Annotated in this window: 27 protein-coding genes; 15 read left to right on the top strand and 12 right to left on the bottom strand. The window is 66.8% G+C overall.

The features are described from left to right. Positions 1 to 12: 12 nt before the first annotated feature. Positions 13 to 594 carry a TetR/AcrR family transcriptional regulator gene (locus tag ACFXHA_RS22470; RefSeq protein ID WP_379360665.1) on the bottom strand — a complete coding sequence of 194 codons (582 nt, stop codon included), beginning with the start codon at positions 592 to 594 and terminating at the stop codon, positions 13 to 15. A gap of 147 nt (positions 595 to 741) precedes the next feature. On the opposite strand from ACFXHA_RS22470, the gene ACFXHA_RS22465 reads away from it, so the two are divergent. Both ACFXHA_RS22465 and ACFXHA_RS22460 read left to right on the top strand, forming a co-directional pair. Beyond that, positions 742 to 1,200, top strand: coding sequence for a hypothetical protein (locus tag ACFXHA_RS22465; protein ID WP_379359746.1), 459 nt, complete (start codon positions 742 to 744; stop codon positions 1,198 to 1,200). A gap of 79 nt (positions 1,201 to 1,279) precedes the next feature. Then, complete coding sequence (locus tag ACFXHA_RS22460) at positions 1,280 to 2,164, top strand: endonuclease domain-containing protein (protein WP_379359745.1); 885 nt, start codon at positions 1,280 to 1,282, stop codon at positions 2,162 to 2,164. Positions 2,165 to 2,166: 2 nt separating this feature from the next. Here the strand turns inward: ACFXHA_RS22460 and ACFXHA_RS22455 are convergent, their stop codons facing one another. Then, complete coding sequence (locus tag ACFXHA_RS22455; RefSeq protein ID WP_379359743.1) at positions 2,167 to 3,963, bottom strand: ABC-F family ATP-binding cassette domain-containing protein; 1,797 nt, start codon at positions 3,961 to 3,963, stop codon at positions 2,167 to 2,169. A 66-nt stretch (positions 3,964 to 4,029) separates the two neighbouring features. After that, complete coding sequence (locus ACFXHA_RS22450; protein ID WP_379359741.1) at positions 4,030 to 4,965, bottom strand: 4-(cytidine 5'-diphospho)-2-C-methyl-D-erythritol kinase; 936 nt, start codon at positions 4,963 to 4,965, stop codon at positions 4,030 to 4,032. Between the two features lie 122 nt (positions 4,966 to 5,087). Between ACFXHA_RS22450 and ACFXHA_RS22445 the strand changes: the two genes are divergently transcribed. From ACFXHA_RS22445 to ACFXHA_RS22425, 5 genes are all read left to right on the top strand, one after another. Next, positions 5,088 to 5,294, top strand: coding sequence for a heavy-metal-associated domain-containing protein (locus tag ACFXHA_RS22445; protein ID WP_379359739.1), 207 nt, complete (start codon positions 5,088 to 5,090; stop codon positions 5,292 to 5,294). Then, the gene (locus ACFXHA_RS22440) at positions 5,291 to 6,184 is read left to right on the top strand and encodes a hypothetical protein (protein ID WP_379359737.1); all 894 of its coding nucleotides are present in this window, start codon (positions 5,291 to 5,293) and stop codon (positions 6,182 to 6,184) included. Before ACFXHA_RS22445 ends, ACFXHA_RS22440 begins: the two co-directional genes overlap by 4 nt. Further along, positions 6,181 to 8,421 (top strand): heavy metal translocating P-type ATPase, encoded by a 2,241-nt coding sequence (locus ACFXHA_RS22435; protein ID WP_379359735.1) that lies wholly within the window; start codon positions 6,181 to 6,183, stop codon positions 8,419 to 8,421. The genes ACFXHA_RS22440 and ACFXHA_RS22435 overlap by 4 nt, the downstream gene beginning before the upstream one ends. Before the next feature lie 104 nt (positions 8,422 to 8,525). Next, positions 8,526 to 8,987 (top strand): phage tail protein, encoded by a 462-nt coding sequence (locus tag ACFXHA_RS22430; RefSeq protein WP_379359733.1) that lies wholly within the window; start codon positions 8,526 to 8,528, stop codon positions 8,985 to 8,987. 60 nt (positions 8,988 to 9,047) lie between these two features. Beyond that, positions 9,048 to 9,548 carry an LpqN/LpqT family lipoprotein gene (locus ACFXHA_RS22425; protein ID WP_379359731.1) on the top strand — a complete coding sequence of 167 codons (501 nt, stop codon included), beginning with the start codon at positions 9,048 to 9,050 and terminating at the stop codon, positions 9,546 to 9,548. 4 nt (positions 9,549 to 9,552) lie between these two features. Here ACFXHA_RS22425 and ACFXHA_RS22420 read toward each other — a convergent pair whose 3' ends face one another. After that, entirely contained in the window at positions 9,553 to 9,744 is a 192-nt protein-coding gene (locus ACFXHA_RS22420; protein WP_379359729.1) for a DUF397 domain-containing protein, read from the bottom strand. After that, entirely contained in the window at positions 9,741 to 10,613 is an 873-nt protein-coding gene (locus ACFXHA_RS22415) for a helix-turn-helix domain-containing protein (RefSeq protein WP_379359727.1), read from the bottom strand. The genes ACFXHA_RS22420 and ACFXHA_RS22415 overlap by 4 nt, the downstream gene beginning before the upstream one ends. A 226-nt stretch (positions 10,614 to 10,839) precedes the next feature. Between ACFXHA_RS22415 and ACFXHA_RS22410 the strand changes: the two genes are divergently transcribed. Beyond that, entirely contained in the window at positions 10,840 to 11,070 is a 231-nt protein-coding gene (locus tag ACFXHA_RS22410; protein WP_379359725.1) for a hypothetical protein, read from the top strand. A 409-nt stretch (positions 11,071 to 11,479) separates the two neighbouring features. On the opposite strand, the gene ACFXHA_RS22405 is transcribed toward ACFXHA_RS22410, so the two are convergent. Continuing rightward, a complete protein-coding gene (locus ACFXHA_RS22405) occupies positions 11,480 to 12,343 on the bottom strand; it encodes an Abi-alpha family protein (protein ID WP_379359723.1) in 864 nt (287 codons plus the stop codon). Then, positions 12,334 to 13,656, bottom strand: coding sequence for a hypothetical protein (locus tag ACFXHA_RS22400; RefSeq protein WP_379359721.1), 1,323 nt, complete (start codon positions 13,654 to 13,656; stop codon positions 12,334 to 12,336). Before ACFXHA_RS22400 ends, ACFXHA_RS22405 begins: the two co-directional genes overlap by 10 nt. 409 nt (positions 13,657 to 14,065) lie before the next feature. Here ACFXHA_RS22400 and ACFXHA_RS22395 point away from each other — a divergent pair, with 409 nt between their 5' ends. Together ACFXHA_RS22395 and ACFXHA_RS22390 are read left to right on the top strand one after the other, a co-directional pair. Further along, positions 14,066 to 14,890, top strand: a complete 825-nt coding sequence (locus tag ACFXHA_RS22395; protein WP_379359719.1) for an Abi-alpha family protein — start codon at positions 14,066 to 14,068, stop codon at positions 14,888 to 14,890. A gap of 104 nt (positions 14,891 to 14,994) precedes the next feature. Beyond that, positions 14,995 to 15,516: a nuclear transport factor 2 family protein gene (locus tag ACFXHA_RS22390; RefSeq protein ID WP_379359717.1), complete on the top strand. Its 522-nt coding sequence runs from the start codon at positions 14,995 to 14,997 to the stop codon at positions 15,514 to 15,516. Between the two features lie 38 nt (positions 15,517 to 15,554). Here the strand turns inward: ACFXHA_RS22390 and pth are convergent, their stop codons facing one another. Further along, positions 15,555 to 16,139: an aminoacyl-tRNA hydrolase gene (gene pth, locus ACFXHA_RS22385; RefSeq protein ID WP_379359715.1), complete on the bottom strand. Its 585-nt coding sequence runs from the start codon at positions 16,137 to 16,139 to the stop codon at positions 15,555 to 15,557. A gap of 45 nt (positions 16,140 to 16,184) precedes the next feature. Then, the gene (locus ACFXHA_RS22380) at positions 16,185 to 16,772 is read right to left on the bottom strand and encodes a 50S ribosomal protein L25/general stress protein Ctc (RefSeq protein ID WP_379359713.1); all 588 of its coding nucleotides are present in this window, start codon (positions 16,770 to 16,772) and stop codon (positions 16,185 to 16,187) included. Positions 16,773 to 17,141: 369 nt separating this feature from the next. Here ACFXHA_RS22380 and ACFXHA_RS22375 point away from each other — a divergent pair, with 369 nt between their 5' ends. Together ACFXHA_RS22375 and ACFXHA_RS22370 are read left to right on the top strand one after the other, a co-directional pair. Continuing rightward, complete coding sequence (locus ACFXHA_RS22375; RefSeq protein ID WP_379359711.1) at positions 17,142 to 17,609, top strand: hypothetical protein; 468 nt, start codon at positions 17,142 to 17,144, stop codon at positions 17,607 to 17,609. A gap of 278 nt (positions 17,610 to 17,887) precedes the next feature. Then, positions 17,888 to 18,181, top strand: a complete 294-nt coding sequence (locus tag ACFXHA_RS22370; protein ID WP_379359709.1) for a hypothetical protein — start codon at positions 17,888 to 17,890, stop codon at positions 18,179 to 18,181. Positions 18,182 to 18,237: 56 nt separating this feature from the next. Here ACFXHA_RS22370 and ACFXHA_RS22365 read toward each other — a convergent pair whose 3' ends face one another. After that, positions 18,238 to 18,900, bottom strand: coding sequence for a lysophospholipid acyltransferase family protein (locus ACFXHA_RS22365; protein ID WP_379359707.1), 663 nt, complete (start codon positions 18,898 to 18,900; stop codon positions 18,238 to 18,240). 104 nt (positions 18,901 to 19,004) lie between these two features. Between ACFXHA_RS22365 and ACFXHA_RS22360 the strand changes: the two genes are divergently transcribed. Together ACFXHA_RS22360 and ACFXHA_RS22355 are read left to right on the top strand one after the other, a co-directional pair. Next, positions 19,005 to 19,568 (top strand): TetR/AcrR family transcriptional regulator, encoded by a 564-nt coding sequence (locus tag ACFXHA_RS22360; protein WP_379359705.1) that lies wholly within the window; start codon positions 19,005 to 19,007, stop codon positions 19,566 to 19,568. Between the two features lie 93 nt (positions 19,569 to 19,661). Beyond that, positions 19,662 to 21,287: a peptide chain release factor 3 gene (locus ACFXHA_RS22355; RefSeq protein WP_379359703.1), complete on the top strand. Its 1,626-nt coding sequence runs from the start codon at positions 19,662 to 19,664 to the stop codon at positions 21,285 to 21,287. A 4-nt stretch (positions 21,288 to 21,291) separates the two neighbouring features. On the opposite strand, the gene ACFXHA_RS22350 is transcribed toward ACFXHA_RS22355, so the two are convergent. Together ACFXHA_RS22350 and ACFXHA_RS22345 are read right to left on the bottom strand one after the other, a co-directional pair. Continuing rightward, positions 21,292 to 22,938 (bottom strand): fatty acyl-AMP ligase, encoded by a 1,647-nt coding sequence (locus tag ACFXHA_RS22350; RefSeq protein ID WP_379359701.1) that lies wholly within the window; start codon positions 22,936 to 22,938, stop codon positions 21,292 to 21,294. Positions 22,939 to 23,043: 105 nt separating this feature from the next. Beyond that, positions 23,044 to 24,216: an aminotransferase class V-fold PLP-dependent enzyme gene (locus tag ACFXHA_RS22345; RefSeq protein WP_379359699.1), complete on the bottom strand. Its 1,173-nt coding sequence runs from the start codon at positions 24,214 to 24,216 to the stop codon at positions 23,044 to 23,046. Between the two features lie 125 nt (positions 24,217 to 24,341). On the opposite strand from ACFXHA_RS22345, the gene egtA reads away from it, so the two are divergent. Continuing rightward, positions 24,342 to 25,778, top strand: a complete 1,437-nt coding sequence (gene egtA / locus ACFXHA_RS22340) for an ergothioneine biosynthesis glutamate--cysteine ligase EgtA (protein ID WP_379359697.1) — start codon at positions 24,342 to 24,344, stop codon at positions 25,776 to 25,778. Positions 25,779 to 25,842: the final 64 nt, after the last annotated feature.

Genomic DNA, 25,842 nt, shown 5'->3' with positions numbered 1-25,842 from the left:
TCGCCGCGGAACCTACCAACCCGAACCGACAACCGGACCGGTGTGCCGCAGGTACCCGCTGAGGAGAATGACCGTCTCGTCCTCCACTTGCTGTGGGGGAACGGAATTCGAGGCGGTCATCAGCCGGTGGACCATCGATTCGACGGTCACCACCACCACACGTGCACTGAGCGCGGGGTCGGGAACCGCGACCTCGGGATGGTGTTCGAGCAATCCGGCGACCAATGCGACTGCCAGTTCCTCGGATTCGTGTAGGCGGGCGAGCAGACCCGGGGCGCGCGGTGCCTCTTCGAACAGCACGCGATGCAGTCGGGGATTGTCGCGGTGATTGTCGATGGTGGCCTTGATGACCAGCCGTAGGCAGTCGTCCAGTGCCGCGGGCAGGCCCGCCGCGAGACGCTCCTGATACAGCGCCGCACCGGCATCGAGGTGCTCGTCCATCAGCGCCCGCAGGATCGCGTCCTTGTTCGGAAAGTACCGATACAGCGAGCCGATCGAAATGCCCGCACGGTCGGCAATGCGGTTGGTCGTCCCCGCGCCGTACCCGAATTCGGCGAAAACCTGAGCAGCCGCACCGAGAACCCATCGGCGCATGTCGGCGGACCGCTGCTGTTTCGGTTGTCTACGTGGCTGAAAGCGGTCGGTGGGTGTCACCGTGGCCTCCCTGGAAAACGCGAGTAGTCGGCGCTCGGATCCTTCCACAGAATTAGGTGACCCTAATCGTGAAATCGAGGAAAGCCCATGCGCACCATAGAGATTCAGACCGACCTGCCAACCGACGCGCACCGAGTATGGGCGGCAATGCTCTCCCCGGCCACCTTCCTGTACGTCTGCCGCGGCCTGATCGGCATACCGGCACTACGCGACCGAACCGAACCCCTGCACGTCGGCGAGCGCGGCACCGCCTGGCTCTTCGCCTTCCACGTCCTCCCCGCCTACCGCCACACCATCGAAGTGGTCACCGTAGACGAATCCACCGCAACGATCCGCACCCACGAATACGGCGGCGTGATCAAATCCTGGAACCACACCCTGCACGTGGAACCCCTGTCCGCCAACAACTGCCGCTACACCGACACCGTCGAAATCGACGCCGGCACCCTGACCCCCCTCGTAGCCCTGATCGCAACAGGCATCTACCACCACCGCCACCGCCGCTGGCACAAGCTCATCCAATCCAGGGAGTACTCAGCGCGGTAACTCGGACAAATTTCCGCAGTGAGTACACCTTGATCTTGATGGGCTGGGTTGTCGGTGGGGTGGGGGAGGATTTCGGGGTATGGGGGAAATGGTGGGGCCCTTTGTGGGGTCGTGGGCGGTGGCGGCGGGGCTTGTGACGGCGTGGGGGTTGCGGGGTGGGGCCTTCGTGCGGGTGTTTCCGGATGTGTATGTGCCGCAGGGATATCGGGTGGGGGTGCGGGAGAGGGCGGTGGCGGCCGGGTGTTGGGCCAAGATGCGAGGCGTGTTGGTTGGGGTTTCGGCGATGGCGATGTTCGGGAGTCCCTATGTGGATGAGGGGCTTCCGGCTGAGATCGCGCTGGAGAGTTCGCGGTATGCGCCACGTGGGGTGCGGGTGGTTCGCTATCGCATTGGTGAAGATGAATGGTGCGAGGTGGATGGGTTTCGGGTGACGACACCTGTACGCACCGCTTACGACATCGCGCGCAAGCACTCACGGGATGTGGCGGTGCCACTGCTCGATTCGCATTGCGCCACCACCGGAATCCGTCCCGAGCAGGTCGTGGACTTCATGGCTACGCGTGAAAGGGGCCGTGTCGCAGCGCAGGTTCGCGCGATTCTCGCACTCGTGGACCCGGGTGCCGAGTCGCCCCAGGAATCCAGAACTCGACTGTTCCTGATGGACAGGGGATTCCCTAGGCCGCAGACACAGATCGCGGTATACGACGAGCACGGAAAGTTCGTGGCTCGCGTCGACATGGGCTGGCGTGAATGGCGAATCGGCATCGAATACGACGGTGCCCACCACTGGACCGACCCTCAGCAGCGCGCCCGCGACATCGACCGGCTCGTTGCGCTGGAATCCGTGGGGTGGCTCATTATTCGCCTGACTGCTGCCCACCTCCGCAGCAACCCCACACGCATCGTCACTCGCCTCGAGGAAGCTCTCACCAGTCGCGGTATTCGGTTGAATCTTGGTGCCTGAGGTCAGGCGCCGTCGGCGAGTTCGAGCCAGCGTTCTTCTGTTGCTTCTTTTTCGGATTGGACCTGCTTGAGTTCTGTGCCCAGGGAGATCAGTTTGTCGGGGGTAGTGGCTGCCTCGGCTAGGGCCGCGTGGAGTTTGGTTTCGCGGTCGGTGAGCTTTTCGATGGCACGTTCCAGCTTCGCGAGTTCCTTGCGGGCCGCGCGGTAGGTGGCTGAATCTGTGGCCGGGGCAGCGGAATTCGCGGCGGCCGCAGTAGTGGCCTTGGCCGGCGGCGCGACGAGGGCGGCGCGTTTGCGCAGGTATTCCTCGATGCCGCCGGGGAGGTTGGTGAGTTTGCGGTCGCCGAACAATGCCCAGGTGGTGTCGCAGATGCGCTCGATCAGGTAGCGGTCGTGGGAGATGACGACCATGGTGCCTGCCCAGCCGTCGAGCATGTCCTCGAGGCCCTGCAGGGTGTCGATGTCGAGGTCGTTGGTGGGCTCGTCGAGCAGCAGGACGTTGGGCTCTGCCATGAGGATTCGGGTCAGTTGCAGGCGGCGGCGCTCGCCGCCGGAGAGGTCGCCGACGGGGGTGCGCTGTTTGGCGGGGGTGAAGCCGAGCCGCTCGGCGAGCTGGCCGGCGGAGATCTCCTTGTCGCCCAGCATCATTCGCTGCGCCACATCCTGGACGGCTTCCAGTACCCGCATGTTCAGCGGCAGGTCGTCGAGTTCCTGGCGCAGCCAGCCGATCTTGACGGTCTGGCCCTGAATCCGCTTGCCGGTCTGCAGGTCCGCGTCACCGGCCAGCGCGCGCAGCAGTGTGGTCTTGCCGGAGCCGTTCACGCCGACCAGACCGACGCGCTCACCCGGCGCGAGCCGCCAGGTCAGATCGGACACCAGTTCCCGGCCATCCGGGGTGGCGAGGGTGGCGTTCTCGAGTTCGATCACTACGCGGCCCAGGCGCTTTCGCGCGAAGGAGGCCAGCTCCACGGTGTCGCGCGGGGCGGGCACATTGGCGATCAACGCCTCGGCGGCCTCGATGCGGTACTTCGGCTTCGACGTTCGCGCCGGTGCGCCGCGCCGCAGCCACGCCAACTCCTTGCGGGCCAGGTTCTGCCGCCGGGCTTCCATGGCGTCGGCCTGCCGGGAGCGCTCGGCGCGGGCGAAGATCCAGTCGTTGTAGCCGCCCTCGTAGCTTTCCACCTTGCCGCCCTGCACCTCCCAGGTGCGGGTGGCGATGGTGTCGAGGAACCAGCGATCGTGGGTGACGACCACCAGCGCGCTGCGCCGGTTCACCAGATGCTCGGCCAGCCACTGCACGCCCTCGACGTCGAGGTGGTTGGTGGGCTCGTCGAGAACGAGGAGGTCGAGGTCGCGGACCAGGGCGGCGGCCAGCGCGGTGCGGCGACGCTCACCGCCGGAGAGGTTGCCGACGAGCGCATCCATGCCGAGGTCGGCGATGCCGATGCCCTCGACGACGTTGCGGATGCGCGGGTTGGAGGCCCATTCGTGTTCGGCCACACCGTCGGTGCGCTGATCCTCGGCCAGGCCCGCGAGCACCACCTCACCCACGGTCGAGCCCTCGGGGAGCACTCCGCGCTGGGTGACGACGGCGATGCGCAGGTCACCGCGACGGCTGACCCGACCCGAGTCCGGCTGCTCCAGCCCGGTCAGGACTTCCAGCAGCGTGGTCTTACCGCCACCATTCAGACCGACGACACCGATCCGCTCCCCCTCCTGCACCCCGAGGGACACATTGTCGAGCAACGGCGCGATGCCGAAGCTCTTGGAGACCGCTTCGAGGTTGATCAGGTTGGCCACAGGATCCTCAATGTCGTCGATACTTGCCCCGGGCAAGCCTACCGAGCAGCGAGGAACGACCTCATGTCAGCGCTTGGCATCCTGCGTATCGGTGATCCGCCGGGCGCCCGGGACCGGGCCGTAGGCGGTGCGGACGCTGCGGCATACCCCCGCCCCCGCGAGTTCGGCGGCCACGGCGACGGCGGCCTCCTCGTTCTCGCAGAGGAAGGCGCAGGTCGGGCCGGAGCCGGAGACGATGCCCGCGAGAGCTCCCGCGGTGACTCCTCCGCGCAGGGTGCGGCGCAGCTCGGGTTTCAGCGAGAGCGCCGCGGCCTGCAGGTCGTTGCCGAGCAGCGGGGCGAGCTGTTTGGCCTCACCCGATGCCAATGCCTGCAGCAGTTCCTCCGGGTTGCCGAGCCGGGGCGGGTCGCCGACCTCGCGCAGCCGGTCGAGTTCCCGGAAGACGGCCGGGGTGGACAGGCCGTCCTTGGCCAGCGCCAGCACCCAGTGAAAGGTGTTGCGGGACAATACGGGCAGCAGTTCCTCGCCGCGTCCGCGGCCGAGCGCGGTGCCGCCGTGCAGGGAGAAGGGGACGTCACTGCCGAGTTCGGCTGCGATATCGGACAATTCAGTCCGGCCGAGGCCGAGTTCCCACAGGTCGTTCAGGCCGATCAGGGCCGCCGCGGCGTCCGCGCTGCCGCCGGCCATGCCGCCCGCCACCGGAATGCCCTTGGTGATAGCGAATTCCACGAGTGGCGCGCGTCCGCCCAGGTCGGCCAGTTTCACGGCGGCCTGCCAGACCAGGTTGCCGCGGTCGGTGGGCACCTCGTCCGCACCTTCGCCGGTGACCTTCACCCGCAGCGCCGTGGACGGCGCGATCTGGACGTCGTCGCTCAGCGACAACGCCTGGAACACGGTGGTGAGGTCGTGGTAGCCGTCCTCGCGCAGGTCGCCGACTCCGAGGTGCAGGTTCACCTTCGCGGGCGCGCGCACGACAACGGGGCTGGGCACAACTGAGAGCACGCGCACAGCCTAGTGCACAGATTTCCTCTGCGAGTACTTGCGCGAGGTACCCATGGGGGGTATGTTTCTGGATGTCGGGGATACCCCCACACCGTATGGATAAACGAGCTAAGGAGACCACCATGGCCACCAGCACCTACACCGTCACCGGCATGACCTGCGGCCACTGCGTCGGTTCGGTGCAGAAGGAGATCGGCAAGATCGACGGTGTCACCAGCGTGGACGTGGATCTCGCCAGCGGCTTGGTCAAGGTCGAGTCCACCGCGCCGCTGACCGACGCCGATGTGGTCGCCGCCGTCGACGAAGCGGGTTACGAGGTGGCCAGGTGAACGATCGACTGAGGTTCGCCGCCTTCGGCGGTGGACTGGTCGTCTTGTTCGGAGCCGCGCTCGGGATCGGTGCCCTGGTCGGGGACCGATCCGGCGCGGCCCCGAGCGGGGGCAGCGACCACAGTGCTCACCGGACCGCCGAGGCCACCGGCCTGCGGGCCGACCGCGACGGGTACACCCTCAGCGACATCACGGCCCCCGTCACTCCGAATCAGCAAGGGGCACTGCAGTTCCGGATCACCGGACCGCAGGGAACCGTCACCGAGTACAACGACCTGCACGAGAAGGACCTGCACCTGATCGTGGTCCGCACGGATGCGAGCCAGTTCCGGCACGTGCATCCCACGCGGGCCGCCGACGGCACCTGGTCCATCGACTGGAAGTGGGCCGCGCCCGGCAGCTACCGGGTGTTCGCCGACTTCTCACCCACGAACGGGCCCGGCGAGATCGTGCTGAGTCGCACCATCGCGGTCGCGGGCAACGTGACCGCCACACCCCTGCCCGCGCCTTCCCGAACCGCCGATGTGGACGGGTACCGCGTCACCTTGACCGGCGACCTGACCACCGCGGGCAGTGAACTCACCTTCACCGTCACCCGCGACGGCAAACCGGTGACCGATCTGCAGCCCTACCTGGGCGCGTACGCTCACCTGGTGGCATTGCGGGCGACCGATCTGGCCTACCTGCACGTCCATCCCGAGGGCGAGGTCGGCACCACCGCACCCGGCCCCGACGTCGTGTTCCACGCGCAAGCGCCGAGCGACGGCGACTACCGCCTGTACCTGGACTTCCAGCAGGGCGGCGCGGTGCACACCGCGGAGTTCACCCAGACAGCAACCGGCGCAAACATTTCGGACGCGCCCGCCCACCACGAAGGAGGTCATCAATGAGCGCCCCGGCTCCCGAGCGTTCGATCGAACTCGATATCGGTGGGATGACCTGCGCCTCGTGTGCTTCCCGCATCGAGAAGAAGCTCAACCGGATCGACGGTGTGAGCGCCTCGGTCAACTACGCCACCGAGAAGGCGAAGGTCAGTTTTCCCGAGTCCGTGACCACCGACGACCTGATCGCCAAGGTGGTGGACACCGGCTACAGCGCCAGCGTGCACCACACCGAACCGGTGAAAACCGATGCCGCCGACGTTGATCCGGGCCCCACGGCCGCGGATCGGCTGCGCCACAAGCTCTTGGTGACACTCGCGCTGGCCGTGCCCGTGGTCGCCATGGGTATGGCTCCCGCGCTGCAGTTCACCAACTGGCAGTGGCTGTCGCTGACCTTGACCGCACCCATCGTGTTCTGGAGCGCTTCGCAGTTCCACCGGGCGGCGTGGGTGAACGCCAAACACGGTGCGGCGACCATGGATACGTTGATCTCACTGGGCACGCTGGCCGCGTTCGGCTGGTCGGTGTACGCGCTGTTCTGGGGCAATGCCGGAATGCCCGGCATGAAGCACCCGTTCAGTTTTGCCATCGAGCGCGGTGATTCGTCCTCGGCGCTGTACTTCGAGGTCGCGGCCACCCTGGTCACGGCGATTCTGGCGGGCCGCTACTTCGAGGTCCGATCCAAGGAGAAGGCCGGATCCGCGCTGCGGGCCCTGCTGGAACTGGGTGCCAAGGATGTGGCGGTGCTGCGTGACGGCGTCGAAACCCGCATCCCCATCGGCGACCTGCGGGTCGGCGAGGAGTTCCTGGTTCGCCCCGGCGAGAAGGTCGCCACCGACGGTGTTGTGGTGCACGGCAATTCGGCACTCGACATGAGCATGCTGACCGGTGAATCGGTGCCCGTCGAGGCGGGCCCCGGCGACCAGGTGGTCGGCGCGACCGTGAACGCGGGCGGTCTACTGACCGTGCGCGCCACCCGGGTCGGCGCGGACACCCAGCTGGCGCAGATGGCCGCGCTGGTGGAGGACGCGCAGAACGGCAAGGCTCCCGTGCAGCGGCTGGCCGACCGGGTGGCGGGCGTGTTCGTGCCGATCGTCATCGCGATCGCGGTGGCGGCGCTGGGCTTCTGGCTCGGCACCGGCGCGGCCGTCTCGACCGCGTTCGGTGCGGCGGTAGCGGTGCTGATCATCGCCTGCCCCTGCGCGCTCGGATTGGCCACTCCCACCGCGCTACTGGTGGGTACCGGTCGCGGTGCGCAGCTGGGCATCCTGATCAAGGGCCCGCAGGTGCTGGAGTCGACCCGCCGGATCGACACGGTCGTGCTGGACAAGACCGGCACGGTCACCACCGGCAAAATGACTCTGGCCGAGGCGATTCCGGCCGCGGGCGTCGACACCGACGAACTGCTGTCGGTCGCGGCCGCCGTCGAGCACGGCTCCGAACACCCGGTCGCCAAGGCCGTGGTCGCCGGGGTGGCCGAGCGCGGACTCGACACCGAGAAGGTGGAGCAGTTCGTCAGCCACGGCGGCAAGGGCGTGCAGGGTCTGGTCGGCGAGCGGGCGGTGGTCATCGGACGCACCGAACTGCTGCAGGATTGGTCCATCACACTGCCGGAAGCCTTGGCGGACGCCAAGACTCGGGCCGAGCGGGCGGGCAATACCGCCGTCGTGGTGGCATGGGACGGGCAGGCGCGCGGGGTGCTGGTCATCGCCGACGCCGTGAAACCCACCAGCGCCCAGGCGATCTCGGAGATGAAGGCACTAGGGCTCACCCCGGTGCTGCTGACCGGCGACAACGCTGCCACCGCCCGCACCGTCGCGGATCAGGTCGGGATCACCGAGGTGATCGCCGAGGTGCTGCCCAGCGACAAGCTCGACGTCGTCAAGCGGTTGCAGGGCGAGGGCAAGGTGGTCGCCATGGTCGGCGACGGCGTCAATGACGCGGCCGCACTGGCCCAGGCCGATCTCGGGCTGGCCATGGGTACCGGGACCGATGTGGCCATCCAGGCCGCCGACCTCACCCTGGTGCGCGACGATCTGCGTGCCGTGCCGACCTCGATCAAGCTGTCGCGGGCCACCTTGCGGACCATCAAGGGCAATCTGTTCTGGGCCTTCGGCTACAACGTGGCGGCGATTCCGCTGGCCGCGGCGGGGCTGCTGAATCCGATGCTCGCGGGCGCTGCCATGGCGTTGTCGAGTGTGTTCGTGGTCAGCAACAGCTTGCGGTTGCGCCGCTTCCGGGGATGACGGGAGCCGATGTCGTAGCCCGATCCGTCCACCGGGTCGGGCTACGATTGCGTCGGATTCAGGAACGCTCGTAGATCACAACTTGAGACGGTCAGGAGTTCGCCATGGGTTATGTCGTCGACTTCAAAGATGTCTCCACCGTTGGGCTGGAATCATCGCCGGTCGCGGACGCGCTCGCGGGATTGCGGGCCAACGAGGCCAGGTACTTCAAGAACAAGTACGACCACACCTTCACCGTCGAGCCCGCGAGTAAGGCCGAGGCCGCCGTCGCCTGGGTGGCGAAGATCCTCGCGGACGAGCGGTCCATCGTGATCGAATCTCCTGCGCTGGAGGCCACGGAATTCGAGGTCGACGGCATTCGGATGGCGTACGTCTTCTACGAGAGCGGCTTGTCGATCAACGTGATGTACACGCTGGCGGACGCCGGGAAGCGGGCGGTCGGGTTCAAGCTCTCCGACGGCATGGAAGTGCCCGACGAGCTGTCGAATTTCAAGTTCGCGCGCCAGAAGTCGAAGCTGGCCGGAACGATTCGCGGCTCCTACTTCGTCATCAAGGGCGAGTACTGAGCCATCGCGTCATCGTGTTGAATGTCGGGTGACAACCGCCGTCCCCCGCGAGGAGTCCCGTTGACCACCATCGCCGAATACCTGGCCGCCGCCGGAGTGCAAGCCGCCCCGGTCGATCCCGAGGCCCCCGGCGCGCCGAAGGTCACCGTCGGCGTCCCCGAAGGCTGGCAGCAGGTCCCCGCAGGCATGTTCCCCGGCTCCTACGGCGTCTGGACCCAGCCCCCCGTCGACGGCTGGGCCGACAACGCGGTCCTCCTCGTCGCCGCCTTCACCCCCGCGGTCGACGCCCGCGACCTGCTCACCAACGCCTTCGCCGACGCCCGCCAACTCCCGGGCTGGCAAGACCTCGACCACGACACCGCCGACTTCGACGGCTACCCGTCAGCCGGCATCACCGGCACCTACAACGTCGAACACCTGACGCTGTGGGCATACAACCGCTACATCATCGTCAACACCGAGCAGGCCCAATACCTGGTCCAACTCACCATCACCACCCGCACCGACGCCGACGGCTCCGCCCCCACCACCATCCTCGAGGGCTTGTCCATCTCCGCCTGACGCGTCAGCGCCAAACCCCGCTGTCCAGGAAGCGGTCCCACTGCTCACCGGAAAACACGAGCGCGGGACCGCCGGGATCCTTCGAATCCCGCACCCCGACACCGGACCGCCCAAGGAACGCGACCTCGACGCAATCCTTGCCACCGGCGCTGCGGCTGCTCTTGAACCAGTTGGCCTGAGACAGATCACTTTTCACGGCGTGAACTCCTTGGCAAGTCGTCGCAGCATGTTCCTGCTGTCGGCCGCGTCGAGCGCGGCGGCACGAATGGTCGTGTGCGCCTGCCGATACAGCGCCACGCTGCTCGTTCCTTCAAGGTACAAGTCTCCGGCGTAGCTCTCGACGTAAATAACTGTCGGCTCGACGGGTTCGCCATCCTCATCGGTCTCGAAGTCCAGGATTGTGAACGGCCCAGGCGAGACCCCCAGCGGGAAACCGGCTGCGGCGGGCAGAATCTGAACCGTCACGTTCGGCGGCATCGCGGCCAGATGCCGCAGCTGTCCGGCCATGGTTTTCGGGCCACCCACCACTCGCCGCAAGGCCGCCTCGTCTATGACCAGCCGTGCGTCCGCAGGCTTCCGTTTGCGCATGATCAGAGACTGTCGCCGTATCCGCAGCTGTACCCGACGTTCCACCGCCGCGGGCGACTCGTACGAGAAATACGTATGGTCGAGAGCCCGTGCGTACTCGGGTGTCTGGAACAAACCGGAGATCATGTCAGGCCGATAGACGGCGAGGCGCTCCGCCGCCGACTCCAATCCCACATAGACGTTGAACCCGGCCGGAATCAGATCCCCGTACTCGTGCCACCACGATTTCACGTTCGCCTGCTGCGCCAACCCCTTCAGGGGCTCCACGTAGTCCGGCGCATCGTAGATCCGGCACAGCTCCTCGATGTCGCGCAACTGGATCCGCTCGGTGGCACCGCTTTCCAGTCGCTGCAGGCTGCCCGATCCCCGCTCGGCAAGCTTGGCGGCCTGCACGATCGACAGACCGCACTGCTGACGCAGTTCCCTCAGATACCGCCCGAGCTGGCGGCGGGGGAGATTGCTGGAGCGCTTCGACATGACCGTCTCCTGGAGTCGGCTCCGAAACCCGAATAAAGTCTGCGCCGAAATCGGGTGGCGTGCTGGGGAAACGCAGAAAAACCTGGCGAGCGCAGAAATCTCACTTCCCCGCACGCAATCTCTGATGTCCGATGTGCATAAGCCCCGGTCCATCAACCGAGATCCGAAACCCACCCCAGGACCGAGGCTCCCCGAATCTGCGTCCGAGCCCTAGAAGGAGCCTCAAATGCCTTGGGACACATGGGCACTGGTATCGATCGCCATCCTCTGCAGCAGCGTGATCCTCTGGTCCTGGTGGGGATTTCACAGCCAGCCGCAGCCACCGGCCCCCACCGCCCTACGCCTTTCCATCATCGGCGGCGGATATCTCGAAGTCCCACACCAGAGCGGATACCCGCCCGGGCGGCATCGCCCGGAGCGCCGCCAATCGCCTTCGCACGCACGAACTCCCCGCTGACCGGCATCGCAGAATCGACCTCGAGACTCCTCGCCATCAGACCATCTCCGCCGAACTCCTCAGGAGTACCTCCGTATGACCCCAGCCGAGATCGCGGTGTTGGATGCACTCATGCCCGACCGCATTCTCACCGCTGCTCAAGTCCAGCAAGCCTCGGCTCTGACGAGCTGGCGCACCCGGAATGCATTGGCCCATCTAAGCTCTCGTGGCCTCATCGTCCCGAGCCATCTCCCCGGCCGCTGGCACATCACCCACCGCGGCCGCCTCGCACTCGCCGTGAAGTCGCCCCGCTTCCGCTGAGCCCCGGGAGTTCAAGATCAGGGAGTACTCACTGCGGAATTTTGTCCGGGTTACCGCGCTGAGTACTCCGGACCCCCTTCATGAAGCGGGAGTACTGCGGGAGGGGCTGTTACCCGTGGTGCTCCAGAGCGTGGGCGTCCAGGCTGGGGACCGGGAGACAGGTGCGGACGAATCCTGCACCGAAGGAGCTCAATTCGATGGTGCGGTAGAGGACCTTGGTGCCGAAGCTTGCCCGCTTGAGGAGGCGGCGTACTTCAGGCATCGCCTCCAGCAACTGGTAGCGGTTGGGGTTGCCCAGGGCTTCGCGGGTGACGTGGATGAGGCCGAGCCGATCGAGATTGGTGATGTACTCGTCGATCCGGTTGGGGTAGCGCAGGGCGGCGTCCTCGCCGAGCATATTGAAAGTGGCCCGGTAGGAGGTTCTTCCGGTGCGGACTTCGACCGCGGGCTGCGGCCCGTCCAGGTAGAGGTGCCGCACGATGCGCGCCTCGTCGGGCGCGAGTTCGCCCAGGATGCGGCCGTAGGCGGTGTGATGGTGGTTGTCGTCCTCGGTGTGGAAATCCGCGGAGCGACGCAATAATTCGGCCCCGCGGGCGCGCAGCACGCTGGTGGCGCTGAGTTCGGGGGCGGCGTCGGAACTCTCGGGCGCGGTCACGCCCAGCGCCTGCCGCACCGAATGCCGCACCTGCGCACCGGCTTCGGAGAGGATCGCGCGCGGCGGCTGTCCGGCCATGCTGCCGCGCAACACCACCGAGGTCACGCCGAGCGCGGTGTGCAGACTCCAGAAGCTGGCCTCGACCGCGGCGGACACCGCCACCGCGACAACACCCGCCGTGGCGCGCACCGGCCCGGCGGGGGCGTGTTTCTCGTGGTGGGACACCGGTACCGGCAGTGACGCCTGCTCGCGCACAGCGATTTCCGTGCCGACCTCGTCGAGATCGTCATCGCCGCTGCCGGATTCGGTTATAGCCATGTGCTCGCCACTCCTGTTCCGAAGATCAGGAGGTGAGCGTAACCGGCGAAGAGCCCCAGCGCGCCGCCATGGACGAACAAAAGCCATTCATCTTGTTTGATGGCCGATCGCAGCATGTCCACGAACTCCGGCGGGGACAGCGCCGACATTTGTTTGGCGATGTACTCCTGCACCTGCCGACCCTGCTGGGCGTTGAACGCCGGGTCGGCGAAGGCGATGGGCGCGATGGTCATCGCCTCGGAGGTGAACGAGTCCTGCAGCGAGTCGTATTCGCGGTTGCCCAGCGCGAACTTGACCACCGACTTCGCCGGGCCCAGCGCCCGGTCGGCGGCGGGCTTGAGGGTGTCCTGCAGCATCTGCATGGTGCGGTCGGCGCGCGGCCCGTTGAGCAGCTCGTCGCCGATATTGGCCACCGTCATGATCTCGCTGGCCACCAGTGCCGCGTAGCCCTCGGTGATCTCGTCCTGCCGCTTGATCAGCAGGCCCTGCCGCCACGGGCACCACCACTTGGGGTAGGCCGGTTCGAAGATCAGGTTGATGCCGATCCAGTTGACCACCCAGCCGATGATCACTCCACCGATCGGCAGCACCACCAGCGAGGACCAGCCGGTGAAATGCAGGATGGCTACCAGTACCAGACCCATGGGCGCACCGAAGTAGAAGCCGAAGTTCTGCATGAATCGCAGTTCCTTGGCGCCCAGTACCTGGAACACCGAGTTCAGCATCTGCGGGCGGGCCTGGAAGTAGCGGATGGTCATCGATTTCACGTCGAGAAGTTGATCGATGTTCTTGCCGAGTTCATCGGTGAGTTCCCGCAGAATATCGGGCAGTTGTTCCTTCACCCGGTTGTGGATCATCTCCCGGACCCCGGTCGGGAGGTTGTACCAGAGCTGCGGATGTTCGCGTTTGAGGATGTCCTCCACAATGTCGCGAATCTGGAGATCCGCAATTTCAACAAAATGTTCAGCGAGCTTGTCGGGTTCGAGTTCCCGATAGAAATCCGCGACGCTGCCGAGTTTCGCCAGCCCCTTGTCCACCGCGATGCTGGCCATCTTGTCCGCCCGCGACGGCACGATCCCCTGCCAGCCCATTCGCCCGTCGTACTGCAGCAGCGGCAGTACCTGAATCCGCTTGGGCAGGAACGGAAAAACCGCAGCCAGACCGGGCAGCCGGAAACCGTGGAACCGGACCGGTTTGAACAGCATCAGCACGCCGGTCCAGTTGGTGATGTAGCCGATCACGCCCGTGAACAACGGGATGGTGATCAATTCCATGAGGATGGTCGGATGTACCCCAAAGACACTCTCTAGCACGACACCCTCCTGCCGACCCGCAACGCACCGCCGTCGGCGTTGACTACCCCATCGGCGATTCGGACCTTACTGGCTATTAAGGAAGCGAGTCCAGCGACGGAGTGTCTGAGTCGGAGATCTCGGTCACAGTGTCCGGGCAGGATGTTCCTTCCTCTCGATGGGACCACGAGAATGGCGAGGGCCACATCCATATCGTGCCTTGTGCTTGGGGTGTTGGGGGTCATGTGCGTCGTTAGTTGACGAACATGGACTGGGGTAGCCTTCGACTGGCTCGCAGGTTCAAGGTGCCTGAAGGTCCGTCGGGGGCAATAATCTGTGGACGATTGTGTTCACCTGGCGATATTCGGAGATGGACGTGGCGGAAGACAGGATCCCGGGGCAGGACGTGGCCCGACCGGGACCTCGTGCCGTGGAACGCAGTTCGGACGTGGAGCAGCGGCAGATCAGCAATGAGGCCCGCCTGATCCGAGGGGCGTTCAGAGCTGCCGGACTGGCGGTCGGCACCGCGGTGCGCGGGACCGAGTGGGCGGTCGGCACCAGCTTCGAGATCACCAAGCAGTTGACTCAGGCCGCGCTGGACGGCGAATCCTCCGCGGATATCGCCGAGCGCACGGGCGCGGCATTGCGGTCCATCGCGCGCAGCGCGCTCGGCGTCACCGAGGGGTCGGTGCGCGAGATCGTCAGCTACGTACCGACTCCCATGGGCGCGCCGCAGCAGGCCATCACCAACGGGGCACTGCTGCGCTCGGCCACCACCGACGAACTGCGTCGCCGCGGCGACGCACTGCTGGCCCGCTCGGCCGACGTCTATTTCACCGAGGACGTGCACCCGGCCTACGACCGCATCCTCGATCAACTCGCCCCCGACGAGGCCCGCATCCTGCGCTTCATGGCGTTGCAGGGCCCGCAGCCCGCGGTCGACGTGCGCACCAACCGGCCGCTGGGCATCGGCTCCGAACTGGTCGCGGGCGATCTGACCTCGGTGCCCGAGCAGTCCGGCGTCCGCTACCCGGATCGCGCCCGGCACTACCTGATCAACCTCAACCGCCTGGGTCTGACCACCACGTCGGAGGATCCGGTGGTGCTGTCGCGCTACATGGTGCTCGAGGTGCAGCCGGTGGTCGAGCAGGCCCTCAAGAAGGCCGGTCGGGTACCCAAAATCGTGCGAAAGAGCCTGCGCCTGACAGAGTTCGGCGAGGACTTCTGCACCACCTGCTTCAGCATCAACGGGTAACCCCCGGAACTCGCGGAGGCGTTCGGTACCGGGCTGATAGCGATCCGGTACAAATCCGTGCCGATCCCTGAAGGTTTCCTTCACCTGATGGGATTGTGGATGTTATGGATCCCGATGCGGTCGCGGCGATCAGCCGGTTGAAGTTCCGCTACCTGCGTGCGCTGGACACCAAGACGTGGGACGAGTTCGCCGACACCATGATTCCGGAGGCCACCGCCACCTACAGCGAGTACCTCCAGTTCGAATCGCGCGACGCCTTCCTGGCCTTCATGCGCAATACGCTGGGACCGCACGTCATCACCGAACATCGTTGCGACCACCCGGAAATCGATGTCGACGGCAACGAGGCGACCGGCACCTGGTATCTCGCCGACACGGTGCTGATCCCGGGCCACAACATGCTGCTGCGCGGCGCGGCCTTCTATACCGATCGTTACGTGCTGTGCGATGACGGGAATTGGCGGATCGCGCACACCGGCTACGAACGCACGTACGAGGTCGTGCTCTCGCTCTCGGATCTACCGAGCCTGCGCCTCACCTCGAGCCGCTGGGGACTCATCGCCCGTGATCCGGCCGACGCGCCCCGCATGGATCCCAGCAGCGACGGGTCGGGCACGCTCGGCTGACCGGAACTCGATGGGGCTGACCGGAATATGACTGCGGCTCAGTGCAATTGGTTCTGCGCGGGCTCCAGGCCGACGCGCAGCAGCAGTTCGACCGCGTCCGCGGTCTGCTCGACGATCACCGGAACTTCTTTGCGCTCCGGCGCGGAGAAGGGCTTGAGCACGTAATCCGCCGGATCCTGCCGGCCCGGCGGACGGCCGATGCCGAAGCGGACCCGCAGATAGTCCTTGGTGGTGAGGGCCTGCGAGATCGAGCGCAGACCGTTGTGCCCACCTTCGCCGCCGCCGCGCTTGAGGCGGATCTGGCCGAAGGGGAGGTCGAGTTCGTCGTGCACGACGATCACCTCGGTGGCGGGCACGGAGAAGAATTTGGCCAGCGCCGCGACGGGCCGCCCGGACAGGTTCATGTAGGTGCGCGGCTTGGCCAGCAGCACCTTGCGCCCGTCCAGGCGAGCCTCGAGCAGATCCGCGCCGGACTTCTTGTGCACGGTGAAACGGCCGCCGACGCGCTCCGCGAGCACCTCGGCGACCATGAAACCGACATTGTGCCGGGTGCGCTCGTATTCGGGTCCGGGGTTACCCAGACCGACCACGAGCGCGGGCCCGGCAGCAGTTATCTCTGTCATTGAGAGATTGCCTCGGTCGTTGAAAACCGTTATGGGAGTAGGGAGTTACTCCGCAGCGGCCTCTTCGGCAGCATCCTCGGAGGCGGCGGACGGGGCCGCGATGATGTTCACGATCAGGGCCTCCGGGTCGCCGGCCAGGGTGGCGCCCTTCGGCAGCGCGATGGAACCCGCGAGGATCTGGGTGCCGGCCTCGACGCCCTCGATGGAGATCTCGATGGACTCGGGGATGTGCAGCGCCTCGACCTCGATCGACAGCACGATGGTGTCCTGCTGGACCAGGGTGCCGGAGGCGGCGTCGCCGGTCAGGACGATGCTCACGTCGGCGGTGACCTTCTCGCCACGACGCACGATCAGCAGGTCGGCGTGCTCGATGTAGCGACGGATCGGGTGGACCACGACCGACTTGGTCAGCGCCAGCTGCTTCTTGCCGGCGATGTCCAGGTTCAGCACGGCGTTGGTGCCGTGCTCACGCAGGATGGCGGCGAACGCCTGGGCGTTCACGGACAGGTGCTGCGGCTCCTCGTTGTGGCCGTAAAGCACGGCCGGAACGTTGCCATCGCGGCGGGTACGGCGGGCAGCGCCCTTGCCGAACTCGGTGCGAACGGTGGCTTCGATGAGGTTGGCGTCGGACATGATTGTCTACTCCCTACGGCTCGTCCGGGCTGTAATGTCAGCTGGTCGCCAGGCGACTGGGCCGCCCTGGCTGAGGTTGGTCTGCTCGTCGACGAAGAACCAACATGGACGGCCGAATAGGCCGAGCCGCGTCGATCACGGTGGGCAGTTTGGGTGCCGCACCCTCGCCGAGACAACCTGACGACTTTAACATGCGGCGGAAACGGCTCTGCGCCACCCCTGGTTGAGCCGGAATGGGGGGAAATTATGCCCGGTTCCCGGGTCTCGCGACCAAGATTCTGACAAACTAACGTTTCGCATGGTTCATGAGTTCGCGGGGTCGCTCTGAATCATGCCGACCAGCTTGGCTTCTAAGTAAGGAACAGTTGTATGACGAACATCCGCAGCATCGGTGTGAGTGCCGTGGGCATCGCCGCCCTCTCTGCCGCCGCCGCCCTCACCGCTCCGTTCGCGGCGGCGGATACCACCGTCAGCGGCCTGACCGTCTCGGGCAGCGGCTACACGGTGGGTCAGACCTACACCATCACCGTCGTCACCGGCTCGCCGAGCACCACCGCGACCATCTTCGACACCGTTGCGGGCAATACCGTCTCGCTGGGTACCGCCACCCCGTCCGGCACCAGCACGTCGGCCGCGATCTACTGGACTCCGTCCGCCGCGGGCGCGCACCACATCTCGGTGACCGTGAATGCCGCCAGCCAGGGCCTGACCGTCGGCCCGGTGGACGTCACCGTCGCCGCCGCTTCGACCTCCACCGACTCCGGCAGCGCGACCTCGGTGCTGTCCGGTCTCTCCGGCATGTTCGGTGGTTCGAGCGCCAACTCGCGCGTCAGCTGAGTGTCGCCGGCCGCGTAGCGGCCGACTTGAAACGGCCGATCGTTCGGATTCCATAGCGAGTCCGAATGGCGGCCGTTTTCTTTTGCGGGGATCTCTATGAAAACCTTGTCCCGAATACTCTGAAGTATTACTGTTTCACAAAGTTCCCCGCGGGAGGGAACGCCCTGCACAACAAGGAAATTGCGCGCTGTCGGCCCCCTCTCGACAGCGCGGTTCCGCTTCCGGTGCGGGCACTCTGATCGGCTCCGGGCGGCCGGTCTGCTTAGTAAGGACAGTTTATGAAGAGCATTCACCGGTACGGACTGGGCGCTGTGGGCATTGCCGCCATCGCCGTCACCATCGCCGCCCCGATCGCCTCCGCGGATGTGGTGGGCCAGGACGGCGGCATCGCCGCCATCGCCACCAACGACTGCGGCCCGACCCCCACCCCGACGCCCACCCCCAAGCCGACCCCGTCGCCGTCCGGGACCGGCAGCTCCAGCAGCCTGGGCACGCTGCTCGGCGGCCTGCTGGGCGGCCTCGGCGCCGGTCAAGGCGCCACCTCCAGCGGTACCGGTGCCGCTGTCGGCTGATTGATCGACGGCCGGTTGTTCGGAGCTCGGGGCCGAACAACCGGCCGTTCCTTGTTTTACGCCGCGTTCGCCTTGAAAGTGGCCGCGTAGCAATCGACATAGGGGCGGCCGGAGCGGCGCACGATATCGGCCATCAATTCATCGGTGGCCACGCGCACGGCCTGCTGATCGGCGGGCCGGAAATAACGGGGACGGCCGAAAGAGATGCGCACCTTGGCTGGACGCAGGAAACGGCGATCGCGCGGATTGACCCGATCGGTACCCGACAGCACGACCGGGATGACCGGAGCGCCGGTCTGCATGGCCACCCGGATCACGCCGGTCCGCCCTCGATAGACACGGCCGTCGGGTGAGCGGGTGCCCTCGGGGTGAATGCCCCAGATTCCGCCCGACTCCAGAATGCGCACGGCCGCCGCGAGCGAATCCGAGCCCGCGCCGCCGCCGGTGCGATCCACCGGAACCTGACCGGTGGCGTTCATGACGAAGCGATTGATCCGCCCGCGGAAACCGCCCTCGGTGAAGTACTCCTGCTTGGCGATGAAGGTGACCTTCCGCCGCAGCACCAGGCACAGGTAGAGCGAATCCACCACGGCCAGATGGTTTGCCGCGATGATGACCGGGCCGTCGGCCGGAACATGCTGCAGTCCTTCGATCTTCGGCCTGCCCAGCAGTCGCAGTACCGGCCCGACCAGCACGTGCTTCAGCAGCCAGTACCACATGAAAAACCCTCCCGAACACGGCGGTAGACAGTGTCTACGTTTCTGACTCACTGTCTACCCCACCCGAGTAGACGCTGTCTACCTTTGCCGTGAGAATGTGAGTCATGACTTCGGTTGAGCCACTGCGGGAACGGTTGGTGACGGCGGGCGTGGACATGCTCGAGCAGGCCGGTGCCGGACAATTGGGACTGCGTGCCATCGCGCGCGAAGCCGGTGTCTCGCACGGGGCTCCACGCCGGTACTTCCCCACGCACAACGCGCTGCTGGCCGCCATCGCCGCCCGCGGCTACGCGGATCTGCGCGCGGACATCGAAGCCGTCCGCGCGAAAACACCACGCGCCCAACTGGACCGCACGGCCCTGGCCTACGTCACCTTCGCCCTGCGCCGCCCCGAGATGTTCACCCTCATGTTCCGCCACGATCTGCTCGAGGGTTCCGGCGAGAACCTCCGAGAATCGGTGTCGCTGCCGCTGTTCCGGCACTGGCGCGTGCTCGTCGCCGATTGTGTGGCGGACCCGACCGGGGAACGCGCCATGTGCCTGTGGACCAACCTGCACGGGCTGGCCGTCCTGGCCGCCAACCGCAGCCTCGAAGCCGTCGCCCCCGAGGCGGACCTGCTCGCCCTCATCGCCCGTGCCATCGCCCAATACCTGGGTAGCCCGGCCTGAACCTGCCGAGCTGGGGCCTGAACCTGCCGGTCGGGCGGACAGGCCGGTCGCGTACCCTGGTGCGGTTGCCTCGTCCGCACAAAGGAGTCCCCCGTGAGTTCCCCGACTGCCAGCGCGACCTCTGCTACCTCCGGGCGGCTGGCCGACGAGGCGGCGCGGCGGCGCACCTTCGCGGTGATCTCGCACCCGGACGCCGGTAAATCCACGCTGACCGAGGCGCTCGCGCTGCACGCGAAGAAGATCTCCGAGGCCGGCGCCATTCACGGCAAGGCCGGACGCAAGTCCACCGTCTCCGACTGGATGGAGATGGAGAAGGCGCGCGGTATCTCCGTCAGCTCCACGGCGCTGCAGTTCGAGTACGGCGACTGCGTGATCAACCTGGTCGACACCCCCGGCCACTCCGACTTCTCCGAGGACACCTACCGCGTGCTGACCGCCGTCGACGCGGCGGTCATGCTCATCGACGCGGCCAAGGGTCTGGAACCGCAGACGCTCAAGCTCTTCCAGGTCGCCCGCGATCGCGGCATCCCGGTGATCACGGTCATCAACAAGTGGGACCGGCCGGGGCAGGCCCCACTGGAACTGCTGGACGAGATCATCGAGCGCATCGGCCTGACACCGACCCCGCTGTTCCTGCCCGTCGGCATCGCGGGCGACTTCCGCGGTCTGATGCGCCGCGGCGCGGAGGGTGCGCCCACCGACTACATCCACTTCACCCGGACCGCGGGTGGCGCGACCATCGCGCCCGAGGAGCACTTCACGCCCGAGCAGGCCGCCGAACGCGAGGGCGACGTGTGGACCACCGCCGCGGAGGAGAGCGAATTGCTCTCCGCGGCAGGACAGGACCACGATCAGGAACTGTTCCTGGCCGGGCACACCTCGCCGGTCATCTACGCCTCGGCCATGCTGAACTTCGGGGTGCGTCAGATCCTCGAGACGCTGATCGAGCTCGCGCCGCCGCCGCGTTCCCGCAAGGACGTCAAGGGCAACGAGCGTGAGACCACCGCGCCGTTCAGCGCCGTCATCTTCAAGGTGCAAGCGGGCATGGACACCGCGCACCGCGACCGGCTGGCCTTCATGCGCATCGTGTCGGGTGAGTTCGAGCGCGGCATGGTGGTGACGCACGCGCAGACCGGGCGGCCCTTCGCCACCAAGTACGCGCTGACCGTGTTCGGTCGCGAGCGCACCACCGTCGACACCGCCTACCCGGGCGATGTGGTCGGTCTGGTGAACGCGACCGCGCTGGCTCCCGGCCACACGCTGTTCGTGGACAAGAAGGTCGAGTTCCCGCCGATCCCGTCCTTCGCGCCCGAGCATTTCGCCTCGCTACGTGCCAAGACCGCGGACAAGTACAAGCAGTTCCGCAAGGCCATGGATCAGCTGGACTCCGAGGGCGTGGTGCAGGTGCTGCGCAATGACGCCCGCGGCGAGCAGTCGCCGGTGCTGGCGGCGGTCGGCCCCATGCAGTTCGAAGTCGTCACCGCGCGCATGCAATCCGAGTTCAATGTCGAGACGCAGCTCGACCACCTGCCGTACCAGCTGGCCCGGCGCACCGACGCCGAATCGGCCGAGGAGCTCAGCCGGCAGCGCGGGGTCGAGGTGTTCACCCGCACCGACGGCGCGATCCTGGCGCTGTTCAGCGACAAGTGGCGGCTGCAGTACATCACCAAGGAAATGCCGAAGCTGACCCTCGAACTCCTGGTCGCCGGAACCGAATAGCGGTTCAGGACAGCTGCGTCGCCGTAGCGGAGCGACGCAGCTTGCCCGAGGAGGTCTTGGGGAGTGCGCCCGGTCCGAGGACCGTGACGCTGCGCGGACGGACCCCTACCTCCGAGAAGACGGCGTGCACGATGTCGTGCTCGATGCGGCGCACCTCGTCCGGATCCTGGTGGTCGTTGGATTCGACTACGACGGCGAAGCTTTCCCGCTTCTGACCTGCGTCCAATCGGACGGCGACCGCATTGCCGGGCCGAACGCCCTCGATACGCAGGGCCGCTCGCTCGATATCGGTCGGGAAGATATTGCGGCCCGCCATGATGATGACGTCCTTGATGCGGCCGCACACGACGATCAGGCCGTCCTCGGTGAGATAGCCGATGTCGCCGGTGTCCAGCCAGCCCTCCGAGTCCTGCGCGGGACGGAAGCCTTCGACGGTGACATAGCCGGAAGTGACTGCGGGTCCCCGTAATTCGATGACGCCGACGCTGCGGGTCGGCAGCGGGCGATGTTCGCCGTCGACGACGCGGCCCTCCAGATTGTCGACCAGATAGCCCAGTGTCGGCAGCCTGCGGATACCGCCGTGATGATGCTCGGGATCGCGGACGGGGACGGCCTTGCCGAGTGCTTCGAGCAGATCGGCGTCGACGGTGTCGAGGACCTGGCCCAGGCCCGGATCGGGAATCGATACGGCCAGCGTGGTTTCGGCCATGCCGTAGACCGGCGTCAACGCCATCGGGTTGAGGCCGAAGCGTTTTCCGGCCTCGGCGAGGGTGTCCATGGTGTCGGCGTCGACGGGTTCCGCGCCGTTCCACATGTAGCGCACGCTGCTCAGGTCGAACGCGCCGTCGGCGGCGTTGCGCAGGCGGCGGGCCAGCAGTGAGTAGGCGAAGTTCGGTGCGGCGGTGACGGTTCCGCGGTATTTCGAGATGAGTTCGGCCCACAGGATGGGCCGGGTCAGGAAGTCCAGCGGTGTCACGCACACCACTTCCGCACCGAATTGCATGGGGACGCTGAGGAATCCGACCATGCCCATATCGTGGAACAACGGCAGCCAGCTGATCATCACGTCGTCGTCGAGCTGGAATTTCACCCGGTCGAACATGGCGTAGGCGTTGACATAGAAGTTGCCGTGGGTGATCCGTACGGCCTTGGGGGAGCCGGTGGAGCCGGAGGTCAACTGCTGCAGGGCGATCGCGTCCTCGCCGGTCGGCACCGGCTCGACGGGTTCGCCCGCGCGCATGGCGTCGATGGTGATGACGGCGATGCCGCGTTCGCGCAGTAGCGGTTCCGCGATCATGAAGGGCTCGCCCAGGATCACCGCGCGCGCCTCGATCATGCCGAGCACCGTCTCGGTGTCGCGGGTCCACACTTCGAGATCGGTGCGCGGCGTCGGCTGATGCAGCATGGTGATGGAGGCCCCGCGCATCCAGACCGCCTGGCAGGCGGGCGCGATATCGACCGGCATGCCGGCCAGCACGCCCACCGCGTCGCCCGGGCCGATCCCGGCGGCGGCCAGTCCGCCCGCCATTCGGCGTGCGGCGTCATGGATTTCGCCCCAGGTGTGCCGCGTCGGTGCATCCGGTTCGCCCGTCACCAGCCCCCGCAGCGAGGTCCGGGCGGTCTCGTACATCTCTTCGGTGAAGCGGCTCACGATCGACTCCTCAAACGCGTAACCAGCATCTCCAATATCCCGCGTGGAGTGAGCGCTGTTAACGGTTTCGGAGTTATGCGGTCGGTTATGCGAGGGTTCTGACGGCTATGCGAGGGTCCTGACGGCGCCGACGAAGCGATCGAGGTCCTCGAAGCTCACGAAGCAGTGCGGGGAGGCGCGCACTACCGAGTTCAGTTCGCGCGCGGACATATCCAGCAGGGTGGAGCTCCGGAAGCTGGCGGTGACGGTGATCGCCTCGGCGGCCAGCCGCTCCTTGACCCGGATCGGTTCCACCCCGTCGACGGTGAAGGACACGATGCCCGCGTGCTGGGTGCCGCGGTCGCGCATGTCCACGCCCGGGATCTCCTGCAGTTCCTTGCGCAGGTATTCGGCGCGCTCGGCGATGGCGGCGTACACCTGTGCCGGACGCAGGTCCAGCAGGTAGCGCACGGCCGCGCCCAGGCCGAGGCGGGCGGCGACATTGCATTCCCAGAATTCGAAGCGGCTCGCGTCGGGGGACAGGACGTAGTCGTCGGGTGCGGTCCACTCGGCGCTGTGCAGGTCCAGTCGGGTGGGTTCGAGGCTCAGGGCCAGTTCGGGGCGGACGTAGAGGAAGCCGGTGCCGCGCGGGCCGCGCAGCCATTTGCGCCCGGTGGCCGATATCGCGTCCACCTCGAGTTCGGCGACATCGAGCGGCAGTTGCCCGGCCGACTGGCAGGCGTCCAGCAGGGCCAGCGCGCCCACGCGATGCACGATGCGGGCGGCCTCGGCGACCGGGTTCACCAGTCCGCCGTTGGTCGGAACGTGTACCAGCGACACCAGTTTCACGCGTTCGTCGATCATGGCGTCGAGCGCGTCGAGGTCGAGTTGGCCGCTGGAGTCGCTGGGAATTGCCTCGACGGTCGCGCCGGTCTGGCGGGCGCGCTGCAGGGCGGCGATGGCATTGCTGCCGTAGTCGGCGCCGGAGATCAGGATGCGGTCGCCGGCGGAGAGCGGGACCGAATAGAAGAAATCGCTCCATGAGCGGCTGGCGCTGTCGCTGAGGGCTACTGCTCCGGGATCGGCGTTGATCAGCTCGGCGATGGCCGTCTTGACGCCGTGCAGGTCGTCGATGCGTTCATTCGCTGCCCGGTAGCCACCGATCTCGGCCTCGCGGCGTAGATGGTCGATGGTGGCGTCGAGGACCACTGTCGGCGGGAGCGAGGAGCCCGCGCTATCGAGAAAAACCTGATTTTCACAACCGGGGGTTTCGGCCCGCAAAGCAGCGATTTCGAGCATACGAACGACCATATCGGTTGGTGTGTTCTCCATTTCGTCAGATTTCTTGTCACCCTCACTCGTTACCCTGGTTTGGGTCGCCGTGCGTCCCCTCAACGGCGACCCGCATCAGACGGAGGTTGGCAATGGCTGTCACGGCGTCACCGACCGATGTGCTGCACAGTGGCCTGGCCGAATCGGAGCCGGGCGGCGAGTTCTCCTCGAGAGCCGCCGCCGAGGCTTACATCGGGAAAGTTTGTTTCAAACAGGGTCCACCGCTGCTCATCGGTGCCGAACTCGAGTGGCTCACCGCGCAAGGTGAACTTTCGGCAACTAATTCGCGTCCGGACCTGAAGGTCCTCGCGGACGCACTCGGACCACATGCGCCACGGTCCATTTCTCCAGATTCCCCGGCCGTTCCCTTGCCGGGAGGCAGCCGGGTCACCATCGAGCCCGGCGGTCAGATCGAATTGTCCAGCGCCCCGTTCGGCACCGCCGCCGAACTGTGCGAGCGCTTGCGGACAGACACGATGCGCCTGCGGGAGCTGCTCGAATCCCGCGCAATCCGAACCTTTTCCGGGGCCGCCGACGCGGTCCGGCGGCCCTCGCGCGTGCTGCGGCTGCCGCGCTACCGCGCCATGGAGCGTTCCTTCGCCGGCATCGGCCCCTTCGGCGCGCTCATGATGTGCAATACCGCCGCCACCCAGGTGAGCGTGGACGCGGGCGCGGATCCCACCGAGATCGCGGCGCGCTGGCGGGTCCTGCACGCGGTCGGGCCCGCCCTGCTCGCGGCCTTCGCGTGCTCGCCCGAACTGCACTCCGCGCCGCCCGGCGAGTGGGCGTCGCAGCGTATGCGGGCCTGGCAGCGCCTCGACCACCTGCGCACCCGGCCGCCGCTGCACGACTGGGCCGATCCGGTCACCGGCTACGCACGCTGGGCGCTGGATGTGCCGCTGCTGTGCGTTCGTCCCCGGGCGGCCCCCGCGCAGTCGAATCGGTCCGGGGCGGCCCCGCGCAATCGGCTCGCGGCTGTCCCGCTGGATCGGGCCAAGGCATCCAGGCCGAATCGGCTCCGGTCGGCTCCGTCGAGTTCGGATGCGGCCGACTGGAGCGCACCGCCGGGGGCGACCTTCGCCGACTGGCTGTGCGGTGCGCTCGACGAGGAGATCGGTCGCCGCCCCGACCGCACGGATCTGGACTATCACCTCACCACCGTGTTCCCCCCGGTCCGCGCGGCCGGGCACCTCGAGGTCCGCTACCTCGACGCCCAGCCGGGTGACGGCTGGTCGGTCCCGATCCACGTGTTCGACGCACTGCTGTCGAGTCCTGAAATCGTCACGGAAGCAACGGCTCTGGCCGCTTCCACGGCGGACGCCTGGTCGGAGGCTGCCCGCCTCGGCCTGGCCGACCCGCAATTACGTGCCGCCGCGGTGAGCCTGCTGGAGTTGGCCACCGCGCACGCACCTACCCCGCAAGCGGTCAAGGAACTGGCCGCGGCCGCCGGCCGATGTCGTCGCGGCCGACCGCCCGGGGAGGGCGACTATCCGACGCCCGGGGAGGGCGAATCCAGGGGCGGCGCATGACATTCCCCCTCGGCCGCAGCGCCCGCGTACGCGGGATTCATCGGCCGGGGCAGCGCCCGCTGCG

This window comes from Nocardia sp. NPDC059240, from assembly GCF_042753865.1.
Lineage (GTDB): Bacteria > Actinomycetota > Actinomycetes > Mycobacteriales > Mycobacteriaceae > Nocardia.
The sequence above is the reverse complement of the archived record's forward strand: the minus strand, read 5'-3'. Positions and strand labels throughout refer to the sequence as shown.

Excerpts from the sequence above, each read along its gene's own strand:
- ACFXHA_RS22470 (WP_379360665.1), bottom strand. The coding sequence starts at position 594 with ATGCGCCGATGGGTTCTCGGTGCGGCTGCTCAGGTTTTCGCCGAATTC.
- ACFXHA_RS22465 (WP_379359746.1), top strand. The coding sequence starts at position 742 with ATGCGCACCATAGAGATTCAGACCGACCTGCCAACCGACGCGCACCGA.
- ACFXHA_RS22460 (WP_379359745.1), top strand. The coding sequence starts at position 1,280 with ATGGGGGAAATGGTGGGGCCCTTTGTGGGGTCGTGGGCGGTGGCGGCG.
- ACFXHA_RS22445 (WP_379359739.1), top strand. The coding sequence starts at position 5,088 with ATGGCCACCAGCACCTACACCGTCACCGGCATGACCTGCGGCCACTGC.
- ACFXHA_RS22435 (WP_379359735.1), top strand. The coding sequence starts at position 6,181 with ATGAGCGCCCCGGCTCCCGAGCGTTCGATCGAACTCGATATCGGTGGG.
- ACFXHA_RS22430 (WP_379359733.1), top strand. The coding sequence starts at position 8,526 with ATGGGTTATGTCGTCGACTTCAAAGATGTCTCCACCGTTGGGCTGGAA.
- ACFXHA_RS22415 (WP_379359727.1), bottom strand. The coding sequence starts at position 10,613 with ATGTCGAAGCGCTCCAGCAATCTCCCCCGCCGCCAGCTCGGGCGGTAT.
- ACFXHA_RS22410 (WP_379359725.1), top strand. The coding sequence starts at position 10,840 with ATGCCTTGGGACACATGGGCACTGGTATCGATCGCCATCCTCTGCAGC.
- ACFXHA_RS22405 (WP_379359723.1), bottom strand. The coding sequence starts at position 12,343 with ATGGCTATAACCGAATCCGGCAGCGGCGATGACGATCTCGACGAGGTC.
- ACFXHA_RS22390 (WP_379359717.1), top strand. The coding sequence starts at position 14,995 with ATGGATCCCGATGCGGTCGCGGCGATCAGCCGGTTGAAGTTCCGCTAC.
- pth (WP_379359715.1), bottom strand. The coding sequence starts at position 16,139 with ATGACAGAGATAACTGCTGCCGGGCCCGCGCTCGTGGTCGGTCTGGGT.
- ACFXHA_RS22380 (WP_379359713.1), bottom strand. The coding sequence starts at position 16,772 with ATGTCCGACGCCAACCTCATCGAAGCCACCGTTCGCACCGAGTTCGGC.
- ACFXHA_RS22375 (WP_379359711.1), top strand. The coding sequence starts at position 17,142 with ATGACGAACATCCGCAGCATCGGTGTGAGTGCCGTGGGCATCGCCGCC.
- ACFXHA_RS22370 (WP_379359709.1), top strand. The coding sequence starts at position 17,888 with ATGAAGAGCATTCACCGGTACGGACTGGGCGCTGTGGGCATTGCCGCC.
- ACFXHA_RS22365 (WP_379359707.1), bottom strand. The coding sequence starts at position 18,900 with ATGTGGTACTGGCTGCTGAAGCACGTGCTGGTCGGGCCGGTACTGCGA.
- ACFXHA_RS22360 (WP_379359705.1), top strand. The coding sequence starts at position 19,005 with ATGACTTCGGTTGAGCCACTGCGGGAACGGTTGGTGACGGCGGGCGTG.
- ACFXHA_RS22345 (WP_379359699.1), bottom strand. The coding sequence starts at position 24,216 with ATGCTCGAAATCGCTGCTTTGCGGGCCGAAACCCCCGGTTGTGAAAAT.
- egtA (WP_379359697.1), top strand. The coding sequence starts at position 24,342 with ATGGCTGTCACGGCGTCACCGACCGATGTGCTGCACAGTGGCCTGGCC.